Annotated in this window: 1 protein-coding gene; it reads left to right on the top strand. The window is 37.6% G+C overall.

Annotated elements, in window-relative coordinates; translation table 11 throughout:
- Nucleotides 1-74 precede the first annotated feature (74 nt).
- The gene (locus tag AB3I12_RS13310; protein ID WP_000191454.1) at nt 75-755 is read left to right on the top strand and encodes an IS6-like element ISEnfa1 family transposase; all 681 of its coding nucleotides are present in this window, start codon (nt 75-77) and stop codon (nt 753-755) included.
- Nucleotides 756-808: the final 53 nt, after the last annotated feature.

The following is an 808-nucleotide window of genomic DNA, read 5'->3' as shown; positions in this document are numbered from 1 at the left end:
GGTTCTGTTGCAAAGTTTCCGATAAGCTCATTTTGAGGTAAAATAATTGAAAAAGATAGCTTGGAGGAATGAAGATGACTCAGTTCAAAGGAAAACAATTTCAAAAAGACGTGATTATCGTAGCCGTCGGCTACTATCTTCGGTACAACCTGAGTTATCGTGAAGTGCAGGAAATTCTGTATGACCGAGGAATTCACGTTTGTCACACCACAATTTACCGTTGGGTGCAAGAATACGGAAAGATTCTTTATCAAATTTGGAAAAAGAAAAACAAACAGTCCTTTTATTCATGGAAAATGGACGAGACTTATATCAAAATTAAAGGAAAGTGGCATTATTTATATCGCGCTATCGATGTAGATGGCTTAACCTTAGATATCTGGTTACGGAAAAAGCGCGACACACAGGCTGCGTATGCTTTTCTAAAACGACTGAAGAACCAGTTTGGAGAACCAAAGGTTCTAGTAACGGATAAAGCACCCTCTATTAAGAGTGCCTTCAGAAAGCTTCAGAAAAATGGACTGTATATAACAACAGAACATCGAACAATCAAGTATCTGAATAATCTGATTGAACAAGACCATCGTCCAATTAAGCGAAGAAACAAATTTTACCAAAGTTTGCGAACAGCCTCAACCACGATTAAAGGCATGGAAGCGATTCGAGGAATTTATAAAAAAAGCCGAAAAGAAGGGTCTCTTTTTGGCTTTTCCGTCTGTACAGAAATCAAAGGACTATTAGGAATCCCTGCTTAAATAAGAATCATCTTGAAAAACTAATGACCTTTTTGAGACTTTGCAACAGAACC

It is taken from the genome of Enterococcus sp. C65 (genome assembly GCF_040887165.1).
GTDB lineage: Bacteria > Bacillota > Bacilli > Lactobacillales > Enterococcaceae > Enterococcus_B > Enterococcus_B hirae.
The sequence above is the reverse complement of the archived record's forward strand: the minus strand, read 5'-3'. Positions and strand labels throughout refer to the sequence as shown.